At 54.1% G+C, this 23,295-nt stretch carries 24 protein-coding genes; 9 read left to right on the top strand and 15 right to left on the bottom strand.

Translation table 11 applies throughout. The features are described 5' to 3' along the window. Positions 1-144 precede the first annotated feature (144 nt). A complete protein-coding gene (locus tag MJ923_RS05355) occupies positions 145-498 on the top strand; it encodes a TraR/DksA C4-type zinc finger protein (RefSeq protein WP_240590180.1) in 354 nt (117 codons plus the stop codon). Positions 499-612: 114 nt separating this feature from the next. Here MJ923_RS05355 and MJ923_RS05350 read toward each other — a convergent pair whose 3' ends face one another. The 14 genes from MJ923_RS05350 to trmJ all read right to left on the bottom strand — a co-directional run bounded on the left by MJ923_RS05350 (position 613) and on the right by trmJ (position 15,873). Further along, a complete protein-coding gene (locus tag MJ923_RS05350; RefSeq protein WP_240590179.1) occupies positions 613-3,294 on the bottom strand; it encodes a TonB-dependent receptor in 2,682 nt (893 codons plus the stop codon). Positions 3,295-3,663: 369 nt separating this feature from the next. Then, entirely contained in the window at positions 3,664-6,318 is a 2,655-nt protein-coding gene (locus tag MJ923_RS05345) for a TonB-dependent receptor plug domain-containing protein (protein ID WP_240590178.1), read from the bottom strand. A gap of 480 nt (positions 6,319-6,798) precedes the next feature. Continuing rightward, positions 6,799-7,230 carry a nucleoside-diphosphate kinase gene (ndk, locus tag MJ923_RS05340; RefSeq protein ID WP_126166420.1) on the bottom strand — a complete coding sequence of 144 codons (432 nt, stop codon included), beginning with the start codon at positions 7,228-7,230 and terminating at the stop codon, positions 6,799-6,801. Between the two features lie 174 nt (positions 7,231-7,404). Further along, positions 7,405-7,566: a hypothetical protein gene (locus MJ923_RS05335; RefSeq protein WP_164551143.1), complete on the bottom strand. Its 162-nt coding sequence runs from the start codon at positions 7,564-7,566 to the stop codon at positions 7,405-7,407. Positions 7,567-7,716: 150 nt separating this feature from the next. Then, on the bottom strand, positions 7,717-8,622 hold the full coding sequence (gene rimK, locus MJ923_RS05330) for a 30S ribosomal protein S6--L-glutamate ligase (protein ID WP_126166419.1): 906 nt from the start codon (positions 8,620-8,622) through the stop codon (positions 7,717-7,719). 166 nt (positions 8,623-8,788) lie between these two features. Next, positions 8,789-9,124 carry an ISC system 2Fe-2S type ferredoxin gene (fdx, locus tag MJ923_RS05325; protein ID WP_126166418.1) on the bottom strand — a complete coding sequence of 112 codons (336 nt, stop codon included), beginning with the start codon at positions 9,122-9,124 and terminating at the stop codon, positions 8,789-8,791. A gap of 23 nt (positions 9,125-9,147) precedes the next feature. Continuing rightward, a complete protein-coding gene (gene hscA / locus MJ923_RS05320; protein ID WP_240590177.1) occupies positions 9,148-11,007 on the bottom strand; it encodes a Fe-S protein assembly chaperone HscA in 1,860 nt (619 codons plus the stop codon). Positions 11,008-11,064: 57 nt separating this feature from the next. Further along, entirely contained in the window at positions 11,065-11,589 is a 525-nt protein-coding gene (gene hscB / locus MJ923_RS05315) for a co-chaperone HscB (RefSeq protein WP_240590176.1), read from the bottom strand. Between the two features lie 9 nt (positions 11,590-11,598). Continuing rightward, a complete protein-coding gene (gene iscA / locus MJ923_RS05310) occupies positions 11,599-11,922 on the bottom strand; it encodes an iron-sulfur cluster assembly protein IscA (RefSeq protein ID WP_126166415.1) in 324 nt (107 codons plus the stop codon). A gap of 12 nt (positions 11,923-11,934) precedes the next feature. Further along, the gene (iscU, locus tag MJ923_RS05305; protein WP_126166414.1) at positions 11,935-12,318 is read right to left on the bottom strand and encodes a Fe-S cluster assembly scaffold IscU; all 384 of its coding nucleotides are present in this window, start codon (positions 12,316-12,318) and stop codon (positions 11,935-11,937) included. A 30-nt stretch (positions 12,319-12,348) separates the two neighbouring features. Beyond that, positions 12,349-13,563 carry an IscS subfamily cysteine desulfurase gene (locus MJ923_RS05300; protein ID WP_126166413.1) on the bottom strand — a complete coding sequence of 405 codons (1,215 nt, stop codon included), beginning with the start codon at positions 13,561-13,563 and terminating at the stop codon, positions 12,349-12,351. A gap of 76 nt (positions 13,564-13,639) precedes the next feature. Beyond that, complete coding sequence (iscR, locus tag MJ923_RS05295) at positions 13,640-14,101, bottom strand: Fe-S cluster assembly transcriptional regulator IscR (RefSeq protein ID WP_126166412.1); 462 nt, start codon at positions 14,099-14,101, stop codon at positions 13,640-13,642. 195 nt (positions 14,102-14,296) lie between these two features. Then, positions 14,297-15,118, bottom strand: a complete 822-nt coding sequence (gene cysE / locus MJ923_RS05290) for a serine O-acetyltransferase (protein ID WP_240590175.1) — start codon at positions 15,116-15,118, stop codon at positions 14,297-14,299. Positions 15,119-15,150: 32 nt separating this feature from the next. Continuing rightward, positions 15,151-15,873: a tRNA (cytosine(32)/uridine(32)-2'-O)-methyltransferase TrmJ gene (gene trmJ, locus MJ923_RS05285; RefSeq protein ID WP_240590174.1), complete on the bottom strand. Its 723-nt coding sequence runs from the start codon at positions 15,871-15,873 to the stop codon at positions 15,151-15,153. A 154-nt stretch (positions 15,874-16,027) separates the two neighbouring features. Between trmJ and suhB the strand changes: the two genes are divergently transcribed. From suhB to MJ923_RS05255, 6 genes are all read left to right on the top strand, one after another. Next, positions 16,028-16,831, top strand: coding sequence for an inositol-1-monophosphatase (gene suhB / locus MJ923_RS05280; protein WP_126166409.1), 804 nt, complete (start codon positions 16,028-16,030; stop codon positions 16,829-16,831). A 131-nt stretch (positions 16,832-16,962) separates the two neighbouring features. Then, positions 16,963-18,132, top strand: coding sequence for an NnrS family protein (locus MJ923_RS05275; RefSeq protein WP_240590173.1), 1,170 nt, complete (start codon positions 16,963-16,965; stop codon positions 18,130-18,132). 134 nt (positions 18,133-18,266) lie between these two features. Then, a complete protein-coding gene (locus MJ923_RS05270; protein WP_126166407.1) occupies positions 18,267-18,671 on the top strand; it encodes a phosphate-starvation-inducible protein PsiE in 405 nt (134 codons plus the stop codon). A gap of 132 nt (positions 18,672-18,803) precedes the next feature. Continuing rightward, positions 18,804-19,106 carry a PilZ domain-containing protein gene (locus tag MJ923_RS05265; RefSeq protein WP_126166406.1) on the top strand — a complete coding sequence of 101 codons (303 nt, stop codon included), beginning with the start codon at positions 18,804-18,806 and terminating at the stop codon, positions 19,104-19,106. 75 nt (positions 19,107-19,181) lie between these two features. Beyond that, positions 19,182-19,850, top strand: a complete 669-nt coding sequence (locus MJ923_RS05260; RefSeq protein ID WP_240590172.1) for an AAA family ATPase — start codon at positions 19,182-19,184, stop codon at positions 19,848-19,850. Then, entirely contained in the window at positions 19,837-20,184 is a 348-nt protein-coding gene (locus MJ923_RS05255; RefSeq protein WP_126166404.1) for a ribbon-helix-helix domain-containing protein, read from the top strand. The genes MJ923_RS05260 and MJ923_RS05255 overlap by 14 nt, the downstream gene beginning before the upstream one ends. A 252-nt stretch (positions 20,185-20,436) precedes the next feature. On the opposite strand, the gene MJ923_RS05250 is transcribed toward MJ923_RS05255, so the two are convergent. Further along, entirely contained in the window at positions 20,437-20,805 is a 369-nt protein-coding gene (locus tag MJ923_RS05250) for a YecH family metal-binding protein (RefSeq protein WP_420854410.1), read from the bottom strand. On the opposite strand from MJ923_RS05250, the gene MJ923_RS05245 reads away from it, so the two are divergent. Beyond that, positions 20,804-22,510: a sensor histidine kinase gene (locus MJ923_RS05245; RefSeq protein WP_240590171.1), complete on the top strand. Its 1,707-nt coding sequence runs from the start codon at positions 20,804-20,806 to the stop codon at positions 22,508-22,510. The two genes, MJ923_RS05250 and MJ923_RS05245, sit on opposite strands and share 2 nt — an antisense overlap. Then, the gene (gene btsR, locus MJ923_RS05240) at positions 22,507-23,217 is read left to right on the top strand and encodes a two-component system response regulator BtsR (RefSeq protein WP_240590170.1); all 711 of its coding nucleotides are present in this window, start codon (positions 22,507-22,509) and stop codon (positions 23,215-23,217) included. The genes MJ923_RS05245 and btsR overlap by 4 nt, the downstream gene beginning before the upstream one ends. The last annotated feature ends 78 nt before the right edge of the window (positions 23,218-23,295 follow it).

Here is a 23,295-nt window from a genome sequence, read left to right as displayed (position 1 = left end):
ATTCTTTGATCCCACAAGGGTTTCAGCCTGAGTGACGGCTAAAATCGAACGCTGTTTTGATCTTTGTCATAGTCGGTGGCCACAGGCCAACTAGACTGAAATCCGATGAGAGTTGTATCAGAACCACCACGACAGGGGACCACAGTGACCACACAGAGCACAAGACAAGCGTTATTACAGCTTGAAGCCAAACTCAGGGAAGAGATTGCGGCACTCCCCTTCCCAGAGATACAAAAGGCCGCAAGTGGGCAATCACTGGGTGAGCTTATCGACACCCTGACCGCGCTGCATCTGGCGGACGAGCCCATCTACGAGCGGCTGACCCGCCTCGATGCCGCCCAGTGCCAGTTGGATTTGGGGCTCTATGGCCTGTGCGCCGATTGCGAGTCTGAAATCGAGTCCGAGCGCTTGATAGCCGACCCCACCGAGCAGCGCTGCCTGGCCTGCGACGACCACTTTCGCCATGAACACCGGCTGGAGTTGCGGCTTAATCACTGATGTTATTTATCGAGGTTCACGGCCATAAAAAAAGCCTCCACGGGGAGGCTTTTTTGTCAGCTAACGGTGGTGAGCAAGCCCGCGAAGCAGGGACGGAGCTTGTTCACACCGTCCTTAGAACTTCTGGTTCAGACGCAGGTAGAAGGTGCGGCCCAGTACATCGTACAGACCCACGTTGGCATCGCGGTAATCTGCGTAGGTGTAGTAGTTTGGCGCCTGCTCATCAAACAGGTTATTCACACCCAGGGTGATGGAGCCATTCCAGGCGTGCTGGTAACCCACCTGCACGTTGTGACGGAAGTAAGCGGAGTAATCCTTGTAGTAGTCCTCACCGCTCAGGTCACGCCAGTACTGGGCATCCTGGGCGCCGATGTAAACCGTGGTCCAGGCGGCGCTGAAATCTTCATGCTTCCAGCTGGCGGTAAAGTTACCACGCCAGTCAGGAGTATCAGTCAGGCCAGCGTAGTCAATCATTTCTGACTCAGCGTTATCCTGCTTCTTGAAGTCCAGCACGTGGGACATTTCCAGCTTGAAGTTAAAATCACCGACATTGGTTGGCAGGTTGTAGGCGGTCACGAAGTCCAGACCTGAGGTCTCAACGGTGGCCAGGTTACGCACGCCGGCTTCCATGTATTCAATCTTGCCATCGGCACCACGGTGGATGTATGGCGAGCTGCCGTTACGGATTTCTTCACGCAGCAGGTCATCCACACTGACTGACTCAATCTTGTTGTCGTAAGTGATGGCGTAGTAAGACAGTTCCACGTTCCAGTCGTCGGTGACGTTCCACACCGCGCCCAGGGTCAACGAGTTACCTTCTTCGGCTTCGAGGTCTGGGTTACCACCGTACCAGGTCTTGTGCTGGTTGGCAGTGCGGCAGTAGTTCTCGTCAGTGTTCCCCGGCGCGTTACACCAGAGGGTATCCAGCGCCGACTCGAAACTCAGCGACTGAGACGAGAACATCTCGCTCATGTTGGGGGCACGGAAAGAATCACCGTAGCTGGCACGCAGCAGCAGGGTGTCAACCGGGCGCCAACTGATCCCAAACTTGGGCACCACAGCATCGAAGGTAGAGCTGTTAACCACGGCACCGGTAGCACCGGTCAGGCTGCCTTCCTGCTCGTAACGCTCGTAACGCAGGGCAGCAGAGATTTCCACATCGGCGGGCAGGCCCATCTGGAATTCCACATAACCGGCAGTACGATCACGGGTAGCATCCACATCGTCACCGCCCGAGCCGCCAGAGATGATACCGGCCGCAGATTCAGGATCTGAGGTCTGCTTGAACTTAATCATCTCGTATTCAGCACCGGTCACCATCGCCAGAGTCAGGGTATCGTTGTCTACCAGAGTGGTAGAGAACAGGCCATCAATCTGGGTGCTTTCAAACTTACCCTGGTACACACCGGTATGCGCCGCCGCCATGTAGAGCGCGGTCATCTGACTTTCCCAGTCGGCATAGCTCATGCCTGAGGTGTTGAAGATGTCGTACTCACCTGAGTCGATTTCACGCTGAATGATGGAATCATTGATGAGGTTGTAGTTGAACGAATTGGTCTTCGAGGTGGAGTGCTGCACATTCACTTCCCAATCGATACCATTACCCACATCGGCAAAGCCCACCAGGCCGCCGAGTACGTCGAAGCTGTCGGTTTCGGTCAGGGTGTCACGCTCACCAATCTGTACCGAACGCATGTACAGCGTCATGTCGGCACCGGTTGGGTTGTACGGGTTATCGGCGCCCATTACCGGATAGTTGGTCGACACAGGTGTGGCGGCATAACGGGTTTGGGTTTCGGCCAAAGAGGCACTGGCACGGCCACGGAAGCTCAGGTTGTCGCTGATTTCATAGTTGAAGTTCGACAGCAGCGAGTTGCGGGTCTGGTCGCCAAACAGCTTGGTCACTTCACCATAGCTGTAGAAACAGCGGCCGTTGTTGCTGCCATCGGTGGCATCCACCACGTTCTCGGTGCCTTCACAGAGGGCTGAATTACTGTAGAAGCCGTAAATATCTTTGCCATCGGCATTCTGCTTGCCAGTGTTGTAGTAACCGTTGGGCACTGAGCTGAAGCTGGAGTAAGCGCCGTAGGATGGGTCATCCAGGTTCCAAACGTCTCTGTCGAACACCGCCTTGGTATCGTAGTACTCGTAGGTCAGGGTGATGTTGCCGCGATCGGAGTTAAAGCCGGTAGCAATAGCCAGACGGTTGGCATCGCCGCCCTCAACCTGAGGCATTTCCAGGTTGTAGTCCAGCTCTACCCCTTCAAATTCTTTTTTGGTAATGATGTTGATTACACCGGCTACCGCATCGGAGCCATACACAGCCGAGGCGCCGTCACGCAGAATTTCAATGCGCTCAACAATGGCCATCGGGATCTGCGAGGTGTCAGCCACAGCGCCCGAACTTGAGCTGGTGCCCGGCATGCGACGACCATCCAGCAGCACCAGAGTGGCAGAAGAGCCCAGACCACGCAGGTTTACACTGCTGGTAGAGCTGGCGCCGGAGCCATAACCTGAAATACCACGCCAGGAACCAAAGCTGTTGATGGCAGAGTTGTTCAGCACGTCAGCAACTGTCTTCTCACCGCTCATTTTAATGGCGGCAGCGTCGATAACGGTGACCGGGGATACGGTTTCCATATCCACTTGCTTGATGCGTGAACCTGTTACTTCAATACGTTCTACTTTGGCTTTTTCTTCTTCGGCGAAGGCTGAGGAACCCAATGCCACTGTAGTGGCAGTAGACACTAATAAGGCGCTTCGAATAGCACGAGCGGCTAACGACATAGTTGTCATATTTATCTCCCTGAATTCAATTTCAACTTGAAAAAGTTGCGTCTGCTTTTTGTTTTTATTAATCGCTTGTTGCGATTCGGATATTAATATCCCAATTAAAGCGCAATATCGTCAATCTGATTAACGTAAAAACAAAGGCGCAGAAAACAATTGATACAGGTGTAGATTTAAAAATATAACAATATGTTTTTATTCATATTTCATAATTAACACAGCCGGAAGCAAAGATACAGATTAATACATGTGAAACACAAATGTTTATTACCGCCCCGCGGGTTAAACTTTATTAAACAATTGTGATTTGTAAACGTACAAACATAAAAAAGCCCCTGCCATAGGCAGAGGCTTTAAAGTGGTATTTATTTCACATTAAAAGGTCATTTCAACAATAAAATAATACTCGCGACCCACTACCGAATAATAAGAACGTGGGTAGTGTGGCCAAGTGGTCTGGGTGTAATCGATTTCCGGGCCCGCATCAAACAGGTTGTTGATACCGGTAGACAGCTTGATGGCATCATTCACCATATAGCTGGCCGCCCAGTTAACCTCAACGTGGCTGTCCACTGTCACCGCATAATCTGCATCGAAGCCGTTATCGACGAAGTAGTCCATGTTCTGGCCGTTCATGCCGTCAATGTACTTGATAAGCACATTGGTGCTGAAATCATCCAGGCCCCAGCCCAGATTCAGGTTGGCGCGCAGCTGTGGCGCTGAGCCTTCGCCGTCAATCAAATCCAGCGGCGCAGAATCCGGCGTCAGCTGCTCTTCCCACTCCAGCAGGTAAGTGCCTTCAAAACGGGCGCTCCACTCACCAAAGTCACCGCTGTCGTAGCGATAGCCCATGGAGAAGTCGATACCTGAGGTCTTCTGGGAAGACATGTTGATGGCCTGGGTATTGACCTGAATGAGCTTGCCGTTTTCATCACGAACAATCTTGTCACCGAAGGCATCGGCGTGATCCAGAATGTACTGAGCCGATGGGTCGTTCACCAGATTGTCGATATCCACCATCCAGTAATCCAGGGTCAGGTTGAAATCGTTGTAATCCCATACCATGCCCAGGTTGTAGTTCTTACCGGTTTCGGCTTCCAGCTCGGCGTTGGCACCCACGGTGATTGGCAGAGACTCAATTTTGTCGCACTCGCCGTAAGCTTCACAGCGCGGCGTATCAATCACAGTACTGTAAGCCGAGGTCGGCTCGCCAAACAGGCGCTGCATGTCAGGGGCGCGGAAGGTTTCGGCATACAGACCACGAATAAGCAGGTTATCCACCGGACGGTACTCGATAGCGACTTGAGGGCTGAACTGGCCACCCACATCGGAGGCGTCGTCGTAGTAGTCGTAACGGCCCGCCAGGGTCATGGTCAGGTTTTCCAGTACCGGCACCGCCACTTCGGCGTAGGCGGCGTATTGCTCACGCTCACCTTCGGCAGAGCTGCCGCCCTTGCCAATCACGCCGCCATTGCTGGTGAGGCTGTCGGACTTGTCATAGAACCATTCTTTGCCGTACTCCACACCCACGGCGTACGCCAGTGCGCCGGCGGGCAGTTCGAAGCCTTCACCTGTGATGCCGGCGGTGAAGTTGGACAGGGTACTCTGGCCTTTTTTGCTGCCTTCATAGTTGAGCATGGCAGCATCTTCGGCGCTGATCACATCAAACAGTGACTTGCCGTTGTCGCCGGACGTCAGGTAATCAAACATACCCTGGAAGGTAGGCGAGCCTGTACTTCTGGACTCCACTGTCTGGCGCGCAATCGACCAGGAGGTGTCGTATTCGATGTTGTCGGTCAGATAACCCTTGCCACCCACCAGGAAGGAGAAGTTATTGGTCTCGAAATCTGAGGTGCGCGGGCCAAGCTCGGACAAACGACGGGTATAGTAGTAATCGCCATCGGCCGCTGCGGCAAAGTCACCGCCAAAGGCGACATCTTTGTCAAAGCTCTGTGACAATCCTTTGTTCTTGTTGAAGATGGTGACCTGATCGCCCGCCACATTGAACATCAAATCGTTACCCATGGTAGCAGACTCGATTTCAGTAAACGTGGAGGCGTGGGTGTAATCCATACGGGCATACAGCTGATGGTCGTCGCCCAGCTCCTTGGTGAGGTTCACCATGGTGGAGTAGCGCTTCTGCTCAGGCATAAAATCGCGCTGGGCAGAACGGTCAAAGCCGCAGCGGCCATTGGCAAGCACTTCATAGCCACGGGCTTCACACTGCTCTGGGGTCAGGGTGGAAACCAGCTTGTTATCGGCGGTTACCAGGTTGGCGCCGTAGGAGCTGTAACCGGCATAGGGCTGACCCGGGATAACATCTGTGCCCCACTCTGGACGGTCACTGCCTTTGAGGGCCGTTCTGTCTTCGTATTCGGCGAAGAAGGTCAGATTGGCATCATCGCTGGATACCCCGGTCATAAAGGAGAACTGGTTGTTTCTCAGGCCACCGTCCACGGTGTCGGAGAAACGGTATTTAAGATTGGTCTGCTCCACATCCTTTTTGAGGATGATGTTAATCACCCCGCCCATGGCGTCGGAGCCGTAAATCGCCGAGGCTCCCGTGGTCAGGATTTCGATACGCTCGATGGCGCCCAGGGGAATGTTGGCGGTATCCACAAAGCTATCGGTACCACCGGCGCCGAATGGATACTTGGGCACCCGTTTGCCGTTGATCAGCGTCAGCACACGGCCTGCACCCACACCGCGCAGGTTAACCGCCGACGCGGCCGGAGTAAAACCGTGGACTTCCTGCTGAGTCATGGAGCCGCCGGAGTTTTGTGACAGGTTGCCGAGCACATCCTGAACCGAGTTAAAGCCACCTTTCTCGATATCATCGGCACTCACCACCACCACAGGAGACGCGTTCTCCAGATCGGTACGCTTGATGCGTGACCCGGTGATCTCGATACGTTCCACCTGAGCACCGGCCTGGGCTATCTCATCCTGAGCCTGGGCCGACATGGCCATGGCGCCCATGGCAAACAAACCAAAGCGTACGGCCTTGGCAACTGCAGTTTGCGTTGACATTGTGACTTTCCTTTACTGTGTTATGGCAGCGCGAGGGAGAGGTTATGGAGGGCGCACACTGTCGCCTTTCACCACGGACACTTGGCTCGCGGCAACGGCACAGGACCTGTTGCACCCACCTTGGACGCTGCACTTATTATTGATAACTGAGTCACTCCCCAAGCGAAACTTATCAATAACAGCAACAATATCAACAGGTTAATTGTTATCAGCAGGATGCGGCAAGGTTGCAATTGTAATCCGGTCGCCGCTAATAAATTTCATGCGATCATACGAAAGTTTACGCTTATCAAGCGCTTGTACGGAAAAAACGCCTGACGGACATCAACAGCTCGGTTACATCATGGCGTACCAAAAGTTCCCGAGGGGAAAATGTGGGATATCAAAACTGCGAAGGGGCTCACATCTGCATTTGGCTGCGGCAAAAATCGGCCATAAAAAAAGGAGCCAAATGGCTCCTTTTTTAACCTTCTTAACCGATTAGCGAGTGCGTGGGCACAGCTCGTCGGCAGCGAAGAAGTAAGCGATTTCGCGCTCGGCAGAAGCCAGAGCGTCAGAGCCGTGAACGGCGTTTTCATCGATGCTTACAGCGTAGTCAGCGCGCAGAGTACCGCGGGCAGCTTCAGCTGGGTTGGTGGCACCCATGATTTCACGGTTAGCCAGAACAGCGTTCTCACCTTCCAAAACCTGAACCATGATAGGACCAGAAGTCATGAAAGATACCAGGGCGCCGAAGAAAGGACGCTCTTTGTGCTCGGCGTAGAAGCCTTCAGCCTGCTCTTTGGTCAGGTGCAGCATTTTAGAAGCGATGATCTTCAGACCAGCAGATTCAAAACGGTTGTAGATAGCACCGATGTGGTTTTTGGCAACTGCATCAGGCTTGATGATAGAAAAAGTGCGTTCGATCGCCATAACTAGCTTCCTTTGATAAGCAAGTTGGAAAAATTCGCGCGGATTATAAGGGATTTCTTTCGTAAATCCTATCTTTATCACACAGGCAAACCCCAGGCGCCGTCATCCGGTCACTATTGCGTGTGCAAAACAAGGTGACCAGGACAGTGCCCGGAAGTCAAAAAGGCGAGTCGATTATTTGCGGCCCCTGGCCCACCACCAGGTGCCAGCAATGGCAATCAGTGCAATCGCAGGCAGTAAATCCATCAGGTGATGGAACAGCCCCACCCCACCGTGGCCTTCGTGGGCCATGGCAGCGGCAGGAAACAGGAGCAGCAGAGGCAGTACAGATTTCATGGCATTGTCCTTATAAGCGTTCTGGCCGCCTTCTGGCAGCTATGAAGCCAGCTTACGCCGACGCTCTGTGATTGATTTGATAACGATCAAAGTTCACATTCGCCAACAAGGAGTTAACCCTAAAATCTCGCCGAGATCACAAAATGCCGGTCAGCCGCGTGCGCCCACCAGTTTGGGTCTTTTCAGCGCCGCTTTTTCGATATAGGCAATGATGGATGACGCCACATCCTTGCCGGTGGCGCCTTCGATGCCTTCGAGCCCCGGGGATGAGTTGACTTCCATCACCAAAGGCCCGTGGTTGGAGCGCAGCAAATCCACACCGGCCACACTGAGCCCCATGGTCTTGGCGGCGCGAATGGCAATGGAGCGCTCTTCGGGGGAGAGTTTGACCAGGGTCGCACTGCCACCTCGGTGCAAGTTTGAGCGAAACTCGCCGGGGGCCGCCTGACGTTTCATGGCAGCCACCACTTTATCGCCAAGCACAAAGCAGCGAATATCCGCACCATTGGCTTCGCGGATATATTCCTGCACCATGATGTTGGCTTTAAGGCCCATAAAGGCCTCAATAACGCTCTCAGCGGCCTTGCGGGTCTCGGCCAGTACCACGCCAATACCCTGGGTGCCTTCGAGCAGCTTAATCACCAGCGGCGCGCCGCCGACCATCTCAATCAAATCTGGAATATCCGACGGCTTGTTGGCAAAACCTGTGATAGGCAACCCGATGCCACGGCGGGACATCAGCTGCATCGAGCGCAGCTTGTCGCGGGAGCGAGTGACCGCCACCGATTCGTTGAGGGTATAGACCCCCATCATCTCAAACTGACGCAGCACCGCGCAGCCATAAAAGGTGATGGCAGAGCCGATACGGGGGATCACCGCATCAAACAACGGCAGTTCTTCCCCGGCAATATGAATGCTGGAAGCCCGCATGTTGATATTCATATAGCACTCTAAGGGGTTGATAACCCTCACCTCATGGCCCCGGGCGCTGGCAGCTTCTACAAGACGACGGGTGGAATAAAGTTCAGGGCCCTGAGACAAAACGGCGATCCGCATTCATAACTCCGAAATGGAAAAAAACGAGCGCATCATACGCGCCTTTGGCATAAAAGCAATCATGCCTGCAGCGCAATGTGGCCAATGCAAATAACTATAGCGAGCAGGCATAAAAAAAAGCCAGTCAAATGACCGGCTTTCTTGTAACACTGACCGAAATCAGGCGTTAGCCTTCGCTCACCATGTTGATGGTGTACTTGGGAATATCGACCACCAGATCGGCATCCACAACTTTGGCCTGGCAGGACAAACGGCTCTCTGGCTCCAGGCCCCAGGCCTTGTCCAGCATGTCGTCTTCCAGCTCGTCAGACGGCTCCAGCTCGTCAAACCCTTCGCGTACCACCACGTGGCAAGTGGTGCAGGCACAGGACTTCTCACAGGCGTGTTCGATATGAATTCCGTTTCTTAAGGCCACATCCAGAATGGACTCACCCACTTCGGCCTGAACCACTGCACCATCCGGACACAGTTCTTCGTGGGGCAAAAATACGATTTGCGGCATGATGTTACCTATTTGATGTTTGGCTAAATAGTGTCTACCGACTGCCCCTTGAGGGCGGCGCGGATGGAGTTGTCCATACGTCTGGCGGCAAACTCCTGAGTGTGGCCGTCGAGACGTTCAATGGCTGCCTGAATGGCATCAGTATCTTCGCCGCCAGCCAGACTGGCAAGCTCAGCCATGGCGTCGGTGATGGTCTTGAGCTCGTCCTCAGACAAGAGTGCTTTATCTTTGGCCAGCGCCGAGTGCAGCGATTCCAGCACCCGAGCGGCCTCTACCTGCTGCTCGGCCAGCATACGGCGGCTAATATCTTCCTTGGCATGCTTCATAGAGTCTTTGAGCATGGTGGCAATTTCAGTATCTGAAAGACCAAATGACGGTTTCACCTGAATGCTGGATTTCACCCCGGTGGATTTCTCCATCGCAGTGACGCTGAGCAGGCCGTCCGCATCTACCTGGAAGGTCACCCGAATATGGGCTGCACCGGCCGCAAGCGGCGGAATGCCTTTCAGAGTAAAGCGTGCCAGTGAACGGCAATCCTGAACCAGTTCACGCTCGCCCTGCACCACGTGGAAGGCCATGGCAGTTTGACCATCCTTGAAGGTGGTAAACTCCTGGGCACGGGCCACCGGGATGGTGGTGTTGCGGGACACGATTTTTTCAACCAGACCGCCCATGGTTTCGATACCCAGCGACAGCGGGATCACATCCAACAGCAGCAGATCAGATTCTGGCTTATTACCCACCAGAATATCGGCCTGAATCGCAGCGCCAATGGCCACCACGCGATCGGGGTCTATGCTGGTCAGCGGGAGCTTGCCGAAGAATTTTTCCACTTCGCTGCGCACCAAAGGCACACGGGTCGAGCCGCCTACCATTACAGTTTCGAGCACCTCGCTGGCATCAATGCCGGCGTCACGCAGCGAGCGGCGGCAGGCGGCAATGGTCTTTTTAACCAGCGCGGAAATCAAGCCATCAAAGGTCTCGCGGGATACCTCACAGGCATACTCCTGGCCATTGAAGCTCAAACGGGCTTCGGTGGCATCGGCGTCTGTCAGGGCTTCTTTCACCCGGCGCGCTTCAATCATCAGCTTGCGGCCAAGCTCGCCGCTATCGCCATCGAGGCCCCACTGGGCTGCCAGATGGTTTGCCAGCAAATGGTCAAAGTCATCGCCGCCAAGGGCTGAATCACCACCGGTGGCCAGCACTTCAAATACGCCGCGGCTTAAGCGCAAAACAGAGATATCGAAGGTGCCGCCGCCGAGGTCGTATACCGCAATCACCCCTTCCTGACCCGAATCCAGGCCGTAGGCAATGGCGGCAGCGGTAGGCTCGTTCAGCAGGCGCAATACTTTCACACCCAGCAGCGAAGCCGCGTCCTTGGTGCCCTGACGCTGGGCGTCATCAAAGTAAGCAGGCACAGTGATCACCACGCCTTCGAGGGTACCACCAAGGGTCTCCTCGGCGCGGCTGATAAGCGGCCGTAAAATTTCAGCAGAAACCTGCACCGGGTTGAATACGCCCTGGGCGGTATTGAACAGTGGCAGGCCGTTATCACTGGCAGAAAACTGGTAAGGAAAGCGCTGGCTGCCGGATTGGATATCGGCAAGGCTTCGGCCCATAAAGCGCTTTACAGACACTATGGTATTGACAGGATCGATGGCGCTGAACGCCTCGGCAGCCTGCCCCACCTCGATGCCATGTTGGCCGAAACGCACGATGGACGGCAGCGAGTGACGGCCTTCGGTATCTGCCAGGGTCTTGGCTTCACCACTGCGAACGGCGGCCACCAAGGAATTGGTGGTGCCAAGGTCGATGCCGACGGCGAGTTTATGCTGGTGAGGCGCGGCGCTCTGGCCGGGCTCGGCAATTTGCAATAAGGCCATAGGTTTCCAACTTAACTTGCAATGGCGGCCAGGGCCGCCACGGGGTAATGAGAATTGTCAGTCCAGCAGGGCGTCTTCGGCCCGCTCGAGTTCCTGATGCAATTTTGCCATAAACTTGAGCTTGCGTACCTGATCTGCCGCAGCTTGCCAGTCATCTTGATTGTCACTGATAAGCAAGGGCTTGAGCATGGCGGTCACCTGCTGCTGAAACTCGCCGAAGGACTGGTACAGGGCTTCAATCTCGCTGTGGGGATCGCTGGCGTGGGCAATGTCTTCCAGTGCCTCGCGCCACTCCATCTGCTGCATCAAAAAGCCGGTGTCACGCACAGTCTGGGTTTCGTGGCGAATGTCCACACCCTTTAAGGTCAACATGTGCTCGGCGCGCAGTATCGGGTCTTTGAGGGTTTGGAAGCCGTCGTTGACCATGGCGGTCCGGCTCACGGCAAGCAGCTTTTCCTGCTCACTGGCGGCGGCAAATTTGTCGGGATGCACAGCGCGCTGGAGCTCGCGGTATTTTTCCGCAAGCTCGGCGCTATTCAATTCGAAGGTGACGGGAAGATCAAACAGCTCGAAGTAATTCATAAAACCGGATCAGACGGTGAAGCTCTCGCCGCAACCGCACTCCCCTTTGGCGTTGGGGTTGTTGAACTTGAAGCCCTCGTTGAGGCCTTCCTTGACGAAATCGAGCTCGATACCCGCAAGGTAGATAAAGCTCTTGGCGTCGATGATGATGTTTACGCCATCAATCTCGTAAACTTCATCATCGTCGTTCACATCGTCCACAAACTCCAGCACGTAGGCCATACCCGAGCAGCCGGAGGTTTTAAGTCCGAGACGCAGACCAACGCCTTTTCCCCTGTTGGCCAGGAAGGCTTTAACCCGCTCATTGGCTGCTGGTGTCATAGAAATCGCCATACGGACTCCGAATTACTTGGCTTGCTTGTGCTTATACTCTTCCAGGGCGGCCTTGATGGCGTCCTCTGCCAGAATGGAGCAGTGGATTTTCACCGGTGGCAAAGCCAGCTCTTCGGCGATGTCCGTATTCTTGATGGCAGCGGCTTCTTCGATGCTCTTGCCTTTTACCCACTCGGTAACCAGTGAGCTGGAAGCAATGGCGCTACCACAGCCGTAAGTTTTGAACTTGGCGTCTTCGATAATGCCTGAGTCGTTGATCTTCAGCTGCAGCTTCATCACGTCACCGCAGGCAGGCGCGCCTACCATGCCGGTGACTACGCTGGGATCGTTTTTGTCGAAAGAGCCCACGTTGCGTGGATTCTCATAATGATCAATTACTTTTTCACTGTAAGCCATGATTACTGCTCCAAATCTCTCAAACCACTATCAGTGGTGAACCCAATCAACCTTGGTCAGGTCTACGCCGTCTTTAAACATCTCCCACAGAGGAGACATTTCCCGCAGCTTGCCGATAGAGTTACGGATAATGTCGATGGCATAGTCCACTTCTTCTTCGGTGGTGAAACGACCGATAGAGAAACGAATGGAGCTGTGTGCCATCTCGTCGCTCAGACCCAGGGCACGCAGCACATAGCTGGGCTCAAGGCTGGCTGAGGTACAGGCCGAACCGGACGAAACCGCCAGGTCTTTCAGGGCCATCATCAAAGATTCGCCTTCAACGAAGTTAAAGCTCACGTTCAGGTTGCCGCAGTAACGCTGCTCGACATCGCCGTTTACGTATGTTTCTTCGATGTCTTTAATGCCGTTCCACAGGCGATCACGCAGTGCGTGGATACGGGCGTTATCGGCTTCCATATCAGCCTTGGCAATGGCAGCAGCCTCACCCAGACCTACGATTTGATGGGTTGCCAGGGTGCCACTGCGCATACCGCGCTCATGGCCACCACCGTGCATCTGGGACTCCAGACGGATACGTGGCTTACGGCGGACATACAGGGCACCAATACCCTTGGGGCCATACATCTTGTGGCCGGAGATGGACATCAGGTCCACCTTGGTTTTCTGTACATCGATTGGCAGCTTGCCAGCGCTTTGAGCGGCATCGACGTGAAAGATGATGCCCTTGCTGCGACACAGCTCGCCAATGGCGTCGATGTCATGCACTACGCCAATTTCGTTGTTCACGTGCATCAGGGTCAGCAAAATGGTGTCATCGCGCATGGCCGCTTCGAGGCGCTCCATCGGGATGATGCCGTTTTCGGCCGGCTCAAGGTAAGTGACCTCAAAGCCTTCACGCTCAAGCTGACGGCAAGTATCGAGCACGGCTTTGTGTTCGGTCTTGCTGGTGATGATGTGCTTGCCTTTCTTGTGGTAGAAGTGGGCAACACCCTTGATAGCCAGGTTGTCTGACTCGGTTGCACCCGAGGTAAACACAATCTCGCGATGGTCGGCGTTGATCAGCTCGGCCACCTGGGCACGGGCAATGTCCACCGCTTCTTCGGCTTGCCAGCCGTAACGATGGGAACGGGAAGCCGGGTTACCAAAGACGCCGTCCATGGTCATGAACTGCATCATCTTCTGCGCAACGCGCGGATCTACCGGGGTCGTCGCGGCATAGTCAAAATAGATAGGAAGCTTCATCACACACTCCGTACTTCGCAGTCTCAACCGAGGCTACTTACAACGTACACGCTTTATTTTTATCGATGCGCAGGGCTTATGCTGAGGCCCTGTGCCCTTTGTGTATCTCGTCCTGCTGCACCGAGATGTACTGGACATCCCGCTTTTTCATCAAAGCAGCGAGGCTGATACCGTTCAAAAAGTCTGAAATCTGTTTGCTGAGGTCGCCCCACAGAGAGTGGGTCAGGCAGCGATGGCCGCCCTGGCAGTTACCGGCACCCTGGCAGCGGGTGGCGTCTACCGACTCATCTACGGCATGCACGACCATGCCAACGGAAATATCTTCGGCTTCGAGGCCAAGGCGATAACCGCCGCCGGGACCACGGACACTGGCCACCAGGCCGTGTTTGCGTAATTTGGCGAAAAGCTGTTCGAGGTAGGAAAGCGAAATGCCCTGGCGCTCGGAAATATCGGCCAGCGGCACAGGCCCTTGGGCTGAATGGATTGCCACATCCAGCATGGCTGTGACTGCATAGCGGCCTTTCGATGTCAGTTTCATAACTACCATAGCTCCCGTCTGAATCTGGGAGCAATTTGAACATATCTGAGTAAAATAGTCAACTATTAGTCCTACTAATTTACTCAAGTATTGACTTGATGGAAGCGGGAAAATACCCCCGCGCTCAGCTGGGGTATTTAACCCTTTTTTAAGGTGAGTTTCAATGTAAAAAGGCCGATTTCACGGCCTTTGTTTTCAGATTATGGGATCAAACTCATCCAGCGCTTTCTGACGCTTCTCGGCGGCAGCCGCTTCGGCCTCGCTGAATTCACCCACATCAAGCTCCGGCAGCTTGTCGGTGCAGACATTGCCACCGAGGCGTTGCAGCTCCTGACAAAGGTCCTGCACCTTGGAGTCCATCAGGTGCATATGATCGAGCATCTGACCAATGGCGTTGGCCACAGGGTCCGGGTTGTCCGGCGATACCGCGTAAGCATCGAAGCCATACTTTTTGGCCATGGCCGAGCGCCGCTCGCTGGTTTCCTTCGACTGACTGGATGGCTGCGCCACCGCGCGGCCGGGGATCCCCACCACTGTGGTATGTTCCGGCACATCTTTTACCACCACAGAGTTGGAGCCAACCCGGCTGCCCTCTTTCATGGTGATGGGGCCGAGGATTTTGGCACCTGCACCCACTACCACGTTGTTTTCAAGCGTAGGGTGACGCTTACCGGCGTTCCAGGTGGTCCCACCCAGCGTCACACCGTGGTACAGGGTGCAGTCATCGCCAATTTCAGCGGTTTCACCAATCACAATGCCCATGCCGTGGTCGATAAAGAATCGGCGGCCAATGGTAGCACCCGGGTGGATTTCCACCCCGGTCAGCCAGCGAGAGAAGGTAGACAAACATCGGGCCAGAAAACGCCAATCCCGCTTCCACAGTTTGTGGCTAATCCGGTGCAACCAAATGGCGTGCATGCCCGGATAGTTCAGCAGGATTTCAATGGCGCTGCGCGCCGCCGGATCCCGGTGATAGATGGAGTTGATGTCTTCTTTGAGCCTGGATATCACACCCATGTCGTTTCCCTAATGTTGCTGCCAAGACGCTGTTATTTTTTGCCGCCCACCGCTTTTTCGATAGAGCTTAAGATGCCGCGCAGAATGTTCATTTCATGACTTTCGATGCGCGCACGGGTAAACAGGCGGCGAAGTTTGGTCATCACCTGCCCCGGATGGTTTTTGATAATAAACCCGGTACTGAGCAAGGTTCTTTCGAGGTGCTCAAAGAAACGCTCGTTTTCTTCGGCGAAAGGATACTCACTGACCTCAGTCGGCGCCTGTTCCTGCGCCAAATGGGCGATACGGGTTTCGTAGCAGATGATTTGCACCGCCTGCGCCAGATTCAGCGACATATACTCGGGGTTAGCCGGAATGAACACGTGGTAATTGCAGGCCTGCAACTCTTCGTTGTTCAGACCATGGTTTTCGCGGCCGAACACAATGGCAACCGAGCTGCCCACCGCTTCGGCGGCAAGCTTGGTGCCGGCCTGACGTGGGTCAAGCATAGGCCAGTCGAGGGTACGGCTGCGGGCAGACGTGCCAATTACCAGCGAGCAGTCTTTGATGGCCTCGGCCAGCGAGTCCACTATGGTGACGTCTTTTAAAATGTCACAGGCGCCAGCGGCCAAAGCCACCGATTGACCATCCACTTCACAGCGGGGTTCAGCCAGATAAAGGTTTGATAAACCCATGGTTTTCATGGCTCTTGCGACAGAGCCAATGTTACCGGGGTGAGAAGTGCCCACCAGGACAACGCGGATATTACTGAGCATGAAACGACTTAATTTAATTCAAAAAATCTCAAGCGATGCAGTCTACCACAGGGGCGGGTAAATCCTTATATGAAAATCTGTAATTGATATAACTGCCAGATGCGGTATAATGTGCGCCGCTCATTTTTCGTTCTTTAACATCCAGGGGATTGCAATGCATCCGATGCTGACCATTGCCGTGCGCGCTGCCCGCGCTGCAGGCCAAACTATTATGCGTGCCTATACTGATCTCGACCGCGTTGAGGTAAGTACCAAAGGTATCAATGACTTTGTCACCAGCGTAGACAAAGAAGCAGAAGCAGCTATCGTTTACCAGATCCGCAAGTCATACCCCGACCACACCATCGTTGGTGAGGAACAGGGCGAAAACCGCGGCACCAACAAAGATTACATCTGGATTGTTGATCCACTGGATGGCACCACCAACTTTATGCGTGGTATCCCCCATTTCGCCGTTTCCATCGCTCTGCAATACAAAGGCAAGACTGAAGTTGCCGTGGTTTACGATCCTGTACGTGACGAGCTGTTCAGCGCTGTACGTGGTCAGGGTGCCAAGGTAAACGACTTCCGTATTCGCGTCAGCAATGCTCAGGAACTGGGCGGCGCCATCATTGCCACCGGTTTCCCATTCAAAGCCCGTCAGCACACCCAGACTTACATGGCCGTTCTGAACGAAGTATTCGGTCAGTGTGGCGACCTGCGCCGTGCCGGTGCTGCGTCTCTGGATCTGGCCTACGTTGCCGCCGGTCGTATGGACGGTTACTTCGAGCTGGGTCTCAAGCCATGGGACATCGCTGCCGGTGACCTTATCTGCCGTGAAGCCGGCGGTACCGTGACCGACTTCACCGGTGGTCACAACTACCTTATTTCAGGCAACATCGTTGCCGGTGCTCCCAAGGCGACCATCGCCCTGGTGAAAACCATGCGCCCACTGCTGAACGAAGCCCTCAAGCGCTAAGTTACAGAAAGCGTTATTAAAATAAGAACCGCCTCACGGCGGTTTTTGTTTTTGTGCGCCACATCAATTTACATGCATATTTTTAGCACCTTATAATAACCAACAAATTTACTCAGGTTTAGGTGCGCCACATGCTGAATATCGATGATCCACGTAGAACCCAGGCTACCCCGGCGCCGCTGCGCCTGGGCTTTCGCCCCTTCTTTTTGCTCGGCTCACTGGTCAGTCTGGCCGGGATTTCTCTCTGGGTGCTGGCGCTGTCCGGCGCATTTCACTTCACGCCCCATGGCGGCGCGCTATGGTGGCATGGCCACGAGATGCTATTTGGCTTTGTCGTGGCCATCATCGCCGGTTTTTTGCTGACGGCAGTTCAAAACTGGACCGGCGTGCCCGGCCTCAGTGGTTATCCGCTGCTGGCGCTGGTATTGCTGTGGCTCGCACCAAGGTTGCTGCTGCCCTTCTCTGATGTGCCCTTCATGCTGGTAATCAGCCTCGACCTGGCGTTCCTGCCTGCCACCGCCCTGGCACTCGGCAGCAGTGTGGTGAAGGTTAAGCAGTGGCGAAACCTGATTTTTGTGCCGATATTGCTGCTCCTTGCCAGCTGTAACGCCCTTTCCTATTTTGCCCTGCTCGATGGCAATGCGGTGCTTGCCCAAAAGGCACTGCACGGCGGCGCACTGGCGATTATCCTGATTGTGGCGCTGCTGGGTGGCCGGGTTATTCCCTTTTTTACCGAGCGTGCCAGTGATTATCAGCGCAAACCCAATTTATGGTATCTCGACGCTGGCACCTTCGCGTCCCTGCTGGCACTGCTGATTGCCATCGTATTTTCCGTTGAAGAGATGGTCCGTCCCATGGCTGGGATCGCATCGGCGATTATCTTCCTGCGCTGGCACCGCTGGGGATGGTTGCAAAGTTTTCAGGTGCCACTGCTGTGGTCACTGCATTTAAGCTACGTGTTTATCCCCATTGGCCTGGCGCTGATTGCCCTGGGACAGCCATTTTCAGCAGGCTTTCACGCCATGACCGCTGGCGGTATGGGCGGCATGATCCTGGCGATGATGGCGCGGGTATCTCTTGGTCATACCGGCCGCACTCTGACGCCGCCCAAGCCAATGGTATTTGGCTTCGGAATTATGCTGTTTGCGGTGGTGACGCGGGTGCTGGCAGGGCTTTTCAGTGCCTATTATCTGAGTTTTATTGCCCTGTCGGCGCTGGCCTGGGTTATGGCCTTCGGGATCTTTATCCTGTTTTATGGCCCTATGCTGCTGACCCCAAGAGCTGACGGTCGTCCCGGCTAACGAACAATCTCATCCTGCAAAACAGGTCAGTTTCAGGCAATTTCAACCTTTGTGACGGCTATCACGCAGGTTTATCAGGTGTTTTAGCCAAACATTGGTACCATCTTCCTTATAAGTGTTATAGGGAGACCGGGATGAACCTGTATCGCCAATATGGCTCGAAGCTGCTCAAACTGACTGAAAATCTGGTGTTGGTGATTATCGCCGTCGCCACTGTGGCTGCCATTGGCCAGGAAATCGCCCACATCGTCAATATGGGTAAGGTGCAGCTGGCCGATTTGCTGCTGCTGTTTATCTACCTCGAAGTGCTGGCAATGGTCGCCAACTACGCCGAATCGGGCAAGTTGCCTGTCCGTATGCCGCTGTATATCGCCATTGTGGCGCTGGCCCGCTATCTGATTTTGGACATGAAGAGCATGGATGACTGGCGCATCCTTGCCATTTCCCTTTCTACTGTGGTGCTTGCCGGCACCGTTATCGTTATTCGCTGGGGCCAGCTGAAAATGCCCTACCCCAAGAATCAGGAATACGATAACTGAACCCAATCCTTCCCTTTAGCCGGCTTATGCCGGCTTTTTTTTATTCCGTTTTTCACCAGCATTGGTATTCTCAAGAAAAAGCAATTATGCTGATTTTTAAGCGCTTGTTACGCGCCAGAGGAGAAGGCCGCAATGGATGACAATCCAAAAGACTACGAAGAAAAACGCAGATCGCTCAGGGTAGACATGGAAGCCGAGCGCATTGTGCTCCGTTGGACTGAAAAAGACGGTTTGGAACGCACAGATGATGGCATTTGTGTCGATTTGTCCCGCCGGGGCATTTTGCTCGAATACCGACAACCCTTTGCCCTGGGGGAACTGGTTGAAGTGACCTTTAATCCCGGCACCGAAAAAGAGAACACGATTCAGGGGCAGGTTTGCCGTTGCACTGAGTGTAAGGCGCAAAGCTACCACATAGCTATGCAGTTGATTTAAGCGACGCTTTTCTATCGCTTCTGGCATGCTGTTCTATACTGGTGGGTAAAGATTGGCTAAAACGGAGCACAAATTATGATTTTGCTGGTCGGTGGGGAAAAAGGTGGCAGTGGCAAGAGTTGCCTTGCCCAGAATATCGCAGTTCACATTACCCAAAAGTTTGATGCCAATGTGCTGATGGTCGACTGTGACCCTCAGCGAACCACCTCTGACTGGATCCAGGCCCGTAATAACGATCCCAGCCTGCCGCAAATCAACTGTATTCAGTTATACGGCAAAATCCGTAACGACCTGCTGAGCCTCAATGAACGCTTCGACTACGTGATTGTGGACTGCGGTGGTCAGGATAATCTCGCCATGCGTGCCGCCATGTCGGTAGCCACCTATGTGGTGGTACCGCTTCGTCCCAAACGGCGGGATCTCAAGACGCTGCCGCACATGGAAGACATGCTCAGCACCTGTAAAATGGTTAATCCCAAGATGGTTTCCACTGTCGTGCTGACCCAGTGTCCGTCGCTGCCTACTCAGGGGAAACGTATTCTGGAAGCCAAAGAAGTGGTCGCCTCGTTCGGCTTGAGGGTGCTCGACTCTGTTACCTTCAGCCGTAACATTTACGATGACAGCGAAGAAAAAGGCTCCTCGGTCATCGAAATTGAACCCGATGGCAAGGCCGCCGAAGAAATCCGCGCGATTGCGGATGAACTCCTCGCCATACCGCCAGAAAATTCTTATGAGCTTAACTGATCTTAAACGTAAAAAGCCGAAGCTGGATCGCGACAAGATCTCAGTGGAAGACTTTATCGAAGATGCCAACAATTATGCCTTGGGTCGCCCCACCATCATTGATGAAGAAGGGCGTAACCTGCGAATAAAGCTTGGCCTCGATAAGTCCACCACCAAGGTCTACCGCCACGCGACCTTCAGCCTGACTACCAAGTCCATTGAACAGCTTGACGATCTGGCCAAGCAAACCGGCATCGCCAAATCCAAGCTGCTGCGCATTCTCATCAAAGAGTTCCACGATAAAAGTTCAGGCGAGCAGCATCATATCTTGCTGCGCGGCGAAGACGACAACTAACCATTCGAACGCCTCATCAGCCCTCGCCAGTTACCGCGGGGGCTGCGCACCAATCTGTGCGGCACGTGCAGTGCTTTTATCTCCTGCTTACACTCAGTCAATCAAGCTCGTATTCAACCAAGCTCGCGTTCAATCAAGCTCACGTTAAATCAGGCTAGCCACTTAACCAGCACAGGCCACGCCTGTGGTGTTGGCCGGTAACATTTAATACTCACCCTGCTTATCGGTCGTAACCCGCTTCTTTGTCTGTTGTCAGTGATTACAAATACGGCTCGACTCGGTAGCAAATCCTTCAGAAGATTCAATAAATTTACCCTTCTGTTTTAAGAAAAACACCAGTTCGGCCGCGGTCATACCTTCTGCGCTACAGGTATGAAAACGGGCATCGCCACCGAAGGTATCCATAATCAGTGTGATAAGTGCTTCTTGAGTCAAAGGTTTACCGTGGGCTAACATCAGGGCCATAACTTCATGGCCGTGGACGGACTGGGTCATAGGTTTCTCCGCTGGCTGCACAACGCCAAATAGGCAATTTGCAGGCATCTTATCGTCAGCGGCGTGGCCTTTCCCTGCGCCAGCGCAAATATCCGTAATATTGGCCGCTACCGGAGTGCATTCCATGCCGCTCATCCTGCTGTTGACCCAACAGATGTGTCTGTATCTGGTGATAGTGTATCTCGTCAGTAAGACCCCACTGTTCAAGGTGCTGACCGAAAACGCGCCGCGGCTACCCCATAAAATCATCATCTATGTGATTTTTTCCGCCTTTTGCGTTATGGCCACATACTTTGGCGAGCAAACCCATGGCGCCATTGCCAATACCCGAGCCATGGGCGCTGTGCTGGGTGGCCTGCTTGGCGGCCCGGTTACCGGCTTTCTGGTGGGGCTTACCGGAGGGCTGCACAGATACAGCATGGGCGGCTTTACCGATGTGGCCTGCGCCCTGTCTACAACCCTTGAAGGCCTGTCGGCGGGGCTTATCAGTCTGACGCTGCGCCGGGCAGGTAAATCCGAGCTGATTTATCATCCTCTGGTGGCGGGCTTTGTAACCTTTTATGCCGAAATCATGCAGATGCTTATTATCCTGCTGGTTGCCAAACCCTTTGACGATGCCTGGGCGCTGGTGCAGCAAATTGCACCGCCGATGCTGCTGGTGAACTCCATGGGTGCGGCGCTGTTTATGAGCATGCTGAAAGACCAAAAGGCGATGTTCGATAAGTTGTCATCCGCCTTTTCCACCAAGGCGCTCAAAATTGCCGAGCGCAGTGTGGGGCTCCTGTCCCAGGGCTTTAACGAGCGTACCAGCGCCGAAGTAGCCCGCATTGTGATAGAGGAAACCCACGTTGGCGCCGTGGCCATCACCGACAGAGACAAACTGCTGGCCTTTATCGGCATTGGTGCCGACCACCACCTGCCCGGCACCCCCATCGCCTCCCAAATCACCCTGGAAGCGATTCGGGAAAACAAAGTCATGTTTGCCGATGGCGTCGAAACGCCTTATGCCTGCTCTATTTCTCCCCAGTGCCGATTGGGCTCGAGCCTGGTGATCCCACTTCGAAGCGATACCGAAGTCATAGGCACCATTAAGCTGTATGAACCCAAGAATAAACTGTTTTTGAACATCAACCGCACCCTGGGCGAAGGCATTGCCCGGTTGCTGTCGAATCAGATTCTTTATGGCCGGGTGGAAGCACAAAAAAACCTGCTGACCCAAACCGAGCTTAAACTGCTGCAGGCCCAGGTGAATCCGCATTTCCTGTTTAATGCGCTCAACACCATTGGCGCTATTATTCGCCGCGATCCGGATATGGCCCGTGGGCTTTTGCAAAAGCTATCGCAGTTTTTACGGATAAATCTCAAGCGCAGCCCCGAAATGGTCACCCTGGCCGATGAGCTTGAACATATTGATGCGTACCTTGGCATTGAAAAGGCACGCTTTATCGACCGCCTGACGGTCGATATCAAGATCCCCGACAGCCTGATGCACCACCGACTGCCCGCCTTTACCCTGCAGCCGATTATCGAAAATGCGGTCAAGCACGGCACCTCTCAGCTGCTGTCGCCTGGACGAATCGAGGTCCATGGCAGCGAACGTGGCGATTTATTAATATTGGATGTCACAGACAACGCCGGGCTCTATTGCCCCAGCGAGAACAGCGAAGGCCTTGGCATGAACCTGGTTCACAAGCGGATCCAGAACCAGTTTGGCGTCCAATATGGCATCGAGGTCAACTGCGAAGCCGATGTGTTCACCCGGGTCAGCATTCGGCTGCCAATTACTCAGGATGAGCTAAGCCCAGCAACACACACAGGAGCAACAGATTGATTTCCTGCATTATTATTGATGATGAGCCCTTTGCCAGAGACGAGCTTGCCGAGCTGCTCAGCGCCCAGGGTGATATCGATATCCGCGGCTTTGCCAGCAACGCCATCGAAGCTATGCAGGCCATCAACAGCCACAAGCCAGAGCTGATTTTCCTGGATATTCAAATGCCTAAAATCAGCGGCATGGAACTGATTGCCATGCTCGATAAGGATGAGATGCCAAGGGTGGTGTTTGTTACCGCCTTCGATGAATACGCCATCAAGGCGTTTGAGCACCACGCCTTCGACTATCTGCTCAAACCCATCGATGAGGCCAGGCTCAATAAAACCCTCGAGCGGGTACGTAAAGACCTGACGCCAAAAGATTTAGGGGTTATCTCCCCGACCACGTTGCCGCACCTGCCCTGCTACAGTGGCAATAGGTTACGGGTGGTACCGGTGGCGGAGGTTGAGTACATTTTCAGCGATGTGGGCGGCATTCATGTGGCCACAGCAAGCGGCATGGTGCACACCCATATGACGCTCAAAACACTCGAAGAAAAAACACCGCTGATTTTCTGCCACCGCCAGTATCTGATAGCTCCCTCGGCCATTGCCGAGATTGAGCTTCAGGATGGCGGCGGCGAAGTCATCACCCGCAGCGGCGCCAGGGTACCCGTGTCCCGCCGCTATCTGAAAGAGCTTAAACAGCATTTTGGCTTCCAATAATCAGCCAATTCATCAGCACTGCGCACAGACAGCCGCCGGGCGAAACCGCTCGCGGCTGATAACAACCGCTTAACCCTG

The sequence above is a fragment of the Shewanella zhuhaiensis genome, assembly GCF_022484835.1.
Lineage (GTDB): Bacteria > Pseudomonadota > Gammaproteobacteria > Enterobacterales > Shewanellaceae > Shewanella > Shewanella khirikhana.
Note: the sequence above shows the minus strand (reverse complement) of the source record. Positions and strands in the feature narration are given on the sequence as shown.

Bases quoted from the DNA above. Each gene is read 5' to 3' on its own strand.
- trmJ (WP_240590174.1), bottom strand. From the start codon at position 15,873: ATGCTCAGTAATATCCGCGTTGTCCTGGTGGGCACTTCTCACCCCGGT.
- iscA (WP_126166415.1), bottom strand. From the start codon at position 11,922: ATGGCGATTTCTATGACACCAGCAGCCAATGAGCGGGTTAAAGCCTTC.
- suhB (WP_126166409.1), top strand. From the start codon at position 16,028: ATGCATCCGATGCTGACCATTGCCGTGCGCGCTGCCCGCGCTGCAGGC.
- MJ923_RS05335 (WP_164551143.1), bottom strand. From the start codon at position 7,566: ATGAAATCTGTACTGCCTCTGCTGCTCCTGTTTCCTGCCGCTGCCATG.
- hscB (WP_240590176.1), bottom strand. From the start codon at position 11,589: ATGAATTACTTCGAGCTGTTTGATCTTCCCGTCACCTTCGAATTGAAT.
- MJ923_RS05275 (WP_240590173.1), top strand. From the start codon at position 16,963: ATGCTGAATATCGATGATCCACGTAGAACCCAGGCTACCCCGGCGCCG.
- MJ923_RS05265 (WP_126166406.1), top strand. From the start codon at position 18,804: ATGGATGACAATCCAAAAGACTACGAAGAAAAACGCAGATCGCTCAGG.
- MJ923_RS05270 (WP_126166407.1), top strand. From the start codon at position 18,267: ATGAACCTGTATCGCCAATATGGCTCGAAGCTGCTCAAACTGACTGAA.
- MJ923_RS05255 (WP_126166404.1), top strand. From the start codon at position 19,837: ATGAGCTTAACTGATCTTAAACGTAAAAAGCCGAAGCTGGATCGCGAC.
- ndk (WP_126166420.1), bottom strand. From the start codon at position 7,230: ATGGCGATCGAACGCACTTTTTCTATCATCAAGCCTGATGCAGTTGCC.
- fdx (WP_126166418.1), bottom strand. From the start codon at position 9,124: ATGCCGCAAATCGTATTTTTGCCCCACGAAGAACTGTGTCCGGATGGT.
- MJ923_RS05300 (WP_126166413.1), bottom strand. From the start codon at position 13,563: ATGAAGCTTCCTATCTATTTTGACTATGCCGCGACGACCCCGGTAGAT.
- MJ923_RS05350 (WP_240590179.1), bottom strand. From the start codon at position 3,294: ATGACAACTATGTCGTTAGCCGCTCGTGCTATTCGAAGCGCCTTATTA.
- iscU (WP_126166414.1), bottom strand. From the start codon at position 12,318: ATGGCTTACAGTGAAAAAGTAATTGATCATTATGAGAATCCACGCAAC.
- hscA (WP_240590177.1), bottom strand. From the start codon at position 11,007: ATGGCCTTATTGCAAATTGCCGAGCCCGGCCAGAGCGCCGCGCCTCAC.
- MJ923_RS05260 (WP_240590172.1), top strand. From the start codon at position 19,182: ATGATTTTGCTGGTCGGTGGGGAAAAAGGTGGCAGTGGCAAGAGTTGC.
- MJ923_RS05345 (WP_240590178.1), bottom strand. From the start codon at position 6,318: ATGTCAACGCAAACTGCAGTTGCCAAGGCCGTACGCTTTGGTTTGTTT.
- iscR (WP_126166412.1), bottom strand. From the start codon at position 14,101: ATGAAACTGACATCGAAAGGCCGCTATGCAGTCACAGCCATGCTGGAT.
- MJ923_RS05245 (WP_240590171.1), top strand. From the start codon at position 20,804: ATGCCGCTCATCCTGCTGTTGACCCAACAGATGTGTCTGTATCTGGTG.
- rimK (WP_126166419.1), bottom strand. From the start codon at position 8,622: ATGCGGATCGCCGTTTTGTCTCAGGGCCCTGAACTTTATTCCACCCGT.
- MJ923_RS05250 (WP_420854410.1), bottom strand. From the start codon at position 20,805: ATGGAATGCACTCCGGTAGCGGCCAATATTACGGATATTTGCGCTGGC.
- cysE (WP_240590175.1), bottom strand. From the start codon at position 15,118: ATGGGTGTGATATCCAGGCTCAAAGAAGACATCAACTCCATCTATCAC.